General features: G+C 32.5%; 3 protein-coding genes. 2 read left to right on the top strand and 1 reads right to left on the bottom strand.

Annotation, left to right across the window (positions count from 1 at the left end; translation table 11 throughout):
* Positions 1-277: 277 nt before the first annotated feature.
* Positions 278-1,207, bottom strand: coding sequence for a hypothetical protein (locus A9Q93_RS01105; protein WP_303685535.1), 930 nt, complete (start codon positions 1,205-1,207; stop codon positions 278-280).
* A 303-nt stretch (positions 1,208-1,510) separates the two neighbouring features.
* Between A9Q93_RS01105 and A9Q93_RS01100 the strand changes: the two genes are divergently transcribed.
* Together A9Q93_RS01100 and A9Q93_RS14390 are read left to right on the top strand one after the other, a co-directional pair.
* Positions 1,511-1,774, top strand: coding sequence for a hypothetical protein (locus tag A9Q93_RS01100; protein WP_303685534.1), 264 nt, complete (start codon positions 1,511-1,513; stop codon positions 1,772-1,774).
* 20 nt (positions 1,775-1,794) lie between these two features.
* On the top strand, positions 1,795-2,094 hold the full coding sequence (locus A9Q93_RS14390) for a transposase (protein ID WP_369674679.1): 300 nt from the start codon (positions 1,795-1,797) through the stop codon (positions 2,092-2,094).
* Positions 2,095-2,810: the final 716 nt, after the last annotated feature.

Below are 2,810 nucleotides of genomic sequence, written 5' to 3'. Positions count from 1 at the left end.
AGGTTCTGTAAATTATTGCCAAGAGAAGAGTTAAGAATCCGTTTTAATGGTTTTTAACGTCACTTGGCAATAGTTTTTCTAGTGAATTACAAACATAGGATGTAACTTTGCTTAGATAAAACAAAGTTTAACTAACGTGGTTTTCTTCGAAAAAACTCTAACGAACCTTCTTTTAACAGGTAATGAAACACTTTTTATTAACAGGTAATGAAACACTTTTTATGCGAGGATGCAGGAGGTAGGCGTAATGTGTGTGAAAATGATATGATTCTTTAAATTACAGACTACAGTTACCGTCTACAATATCTTGTTTTATTGGATTATAACCATTAAATAGCGTTTCTAAATCTCCTACCAAGCCATTATTTGTTATTATTAAATTATTTAAAGTACAATAATTTGCCAACTGTGTATTAAATTGGATACGTAATACTCCTCCAATAGATGTTAAATTATCTAGTCCTTGTAAGCTTACTAAATCAGCTTGTCCACTCCCAAAAATATCTCCAACTAATGTGAAATTTTCCGCTATAGATGTTAGAGTATTTAGCCCTTCTAAGTTCGGTAATTTATTAGTATCAATGTATACAGTACCACCAATAGAGGTTAAAGCATCAAGACCATTTAAATTAGTTAAAATAATGTTTCCATCAATAGAGAAATTACCATTTACATTTGTTAATTTATTTAACCCTTCTAAATCAGTGAGGTGAGGATTTTTATTAATTGCTAAGCGTTCTTCTACACTAGTTAAATTATCTAATCCTTTAAGGGTTTCAAGGCTAGATCTTCCAATTTCAGCACCTCCAGTTAGAAACAGACCTGATATTAAAAGGGTACCAACACTTTCTAAGTTCTCTAACCCTCTTAAATCTGTTCGAAAGGAAACTCGAGTTTCTAATGTTCCAGTAATGGTCATAAATTGCTCGGCTGCATCTAGTTTTTCTTGAGAATCAATGAGATAGTCTCCATTGTAAATTTTCACATCATCTGGATCCGTATTATTTAACACATAGTCTTCTGGTTGAGTACCTTTAACCATAGATACGTTAGGGTTTCCTAAGCCATCACCATCTAAATCTTGATACCATGTCATTGTTGTGATATCATTATCATCTGAACAACTTACGTTAGAGGCAATAGATAAAAATGCAAAAAAAATGGTAAATAAAGTTTGTTTTTTTCCTGTTTTAAAAGCTAAAATCATAATGATCTTTTTTTTGTGCAAAGAAAAGGATTAGTAAACATGTACGCCGAGAATTAAGAAAACCTTAACTTGAGAGGCTCCTTTTTTACTGGGGGCTTCTAAAAATTAATCCCTTGTCAATGAGTTGAAGGCATCGTAGTTGGCAGCATCTAAATTTCTTTCAGTACCTATTGTTATCTACATGCAAAAGTACCTGGAGTAAAGAAAAAAGATGGTAAGATACAAACCCAGTTTGTTCCATGAGCAGGTAGTGGATTTACTTTGCTCTTTGAAGCCTTATCTAAGTTATTAATAGAGAACGAAATGCCTATTAACAAGGCAGCTAAAGTGTTAAAAGTATATCCTGGTAGGATAACTATATTTAACTACTGGATAGCTAGAGCTCATGATGCAGATATAATAGAAAATATGACACAAGTAGGTTTTGGCAAAACTTCCACCAAAAAAGGACATCATTATATAACCACTATGATAGATTTAAAAGAACGTAGGGTATTGTATGCTTGCCAGGGAAAAGATTCGGGTTGTATAAATAAGAGCGTTAAATATCTGCAAGAAAACAAGTAGACACCGAGAAAATCAAACAAGTGTGTATTGATGTGTCTCCTGCCTTTATCTCTGGTTGTGGAACTTATTTACCTAATGCAGCTATAACATTTGATAAGTTCCATGTTATCAAAGAAGTAAATAAAGCTATGGATGAACTCAGAAAACACGAAAGACAAGGGAACGAACTCTTGAAAGGTTATAAGTACACGCTGTTAAAGAATAAGCTAACTCCCAAACTCAAACAAGAAAGAAACTTGCTGTTAGAATACTATCCTAGGCTAAGGGAAGGCTACAGACTTAAACAACTCTTTAGAGACTTTAGGCTTGATCTATGGTAATACCAAAAAAGATCCTCCTCTGAATAACAGAAAAGATTTGGATTTTTTGATTTCAGATAAAGAACGTGAAAAAAGAGAGCTAATAGATACTATAGAGAAAATGTTTAATCTAAGTTCTACAGTTAGCAAGTGTATAGAAATTTTTGTGTGGATGATGTGGCAGGAAAATTTTATACTCTTGTGGAAAGTTAACGAGAATGCTTAGAAAAAGATTACAACGAACATTTCCTCGAATACGAGAGTTTTAATAATATCTAAAAGGTTAGCTTTTTTTGGCGCTGGCAAGCGATGGATAATTGTGTTTAAAAATAAATGCATAAAACATTTAAATTTTTAAAAAGAAATCGAGCGTTTGGCAGCTTAGCCGCATCAGCTCGCTAATAATTCTAAAGATTGAGAATCTTTAGAATTATCCCGTACATAACGGCAAATTATAGCTACAAATGTAAAACGTGAGGTTTAATCATAAACACCTTAAAAGAAATATTAATGACCCCAGTAGCTAATATTGCTATGAAATAGAATCACTGTGTAAAATAGAACAGAAAAAGTTCTATTCACCGTTTCGCTCATATAATATATTTGTACTATAATGTTCTGCGCTATGAACGGTGCTTAAAACCAAATAAAATCAGCTAAAATTTTGAACTAATTTTGTTTGAGGATTTTCAGAGTACATCGATCCAGATTTTACTATAGCAAAAGCCTGTTTTATA

Source organism: Nonlabens dokdonensis (assembly GCF_002162835.1).
GTDB lineage: Bacteria > Bacteroidota > Bacteroidia > Flavobacteriales > Flavobacteriaceae > Nonlabens > Nonlabens dokdonensis_B.
Note: the sequence above shows the minus strand (reverse complement) of the source record. Positions and strands in the feature narration are given on the sequence as shown.